Genomic DNA, 584 nt, shown 5'->3' on the forward strand with positions numbered 1-584 from the left:
GCCACTACTTGCGGAATCACTCTTGTTTTCTCCTCCTACGCCTACTTAGATGTTTCAGTTCAGCGCGTTCGCCTACCGCTATGCGGTATGGCATGCCTTCAGCATGCCGGGTTGCCCCATTCGGAAATCCGCGGATCAATTCGTATGTGCCGATCCCCGCGGCTTATCGCAGCTTGTCGCGTCCTTCTTCGCCTCTGGGAGCCTAGGCATCCCCCGTGTGCCCTTATCTACTTTCTTCCGTCCCGCGGCCCTTTTGCCTGCCGCGGGACTGCCTCCGCAGTAACCCGCGATATGATCGCAGGAAACTGCTTCCTCTGTCCTCTTTTCTGTATTTCTCTTTTCTATCCCAATATGTCAAAGAACGTCTTATAGCCTGTCCGATTATCGGAGGATAACATCCCCCTATGGACAGACAGATGTGGACAGTCGCGGGATCTCCCCGCGCAATGTCCGGTCTCTTTTTTCTAATTGAACGATCATGATTGTGCGCAGCAGAAACGGTCCGGACGCTCCAGAAAGGAGGTATTCCAGCCGCACCTTCCGGTACGGCTACCTTGTTACGACTTAGCCCCAATTACCAGTAT

2 rRNA genes are annotated in these 584 nt (G+C 53.8%); both read right to left on the reverse strand.

The features are described 5' to 3' along the window. Window positions 1–237 (reverse strand): 23S ribosomal RNA (locus tag H8B17_RS20505); the annotation flags it as partial. A gap of 278 nt (window positions 238–515) precedes the next feature. Beyond that, window positions 516–584: ribosomal RNA gene (locus tag H8B17_RS20510) — 16S ribosomal RNA — on the reverse strand; the annotation flags it as partial.

This window comes from Sphingobacterium arenae, assembly GCF_014692505.1.
GTDB lineage: Bacteria > Bacteroidota > Bacteroidia > Sphingobacteriales > Sphingobacteriaceae > Sphingobacterium > Sphingobacterium arenae.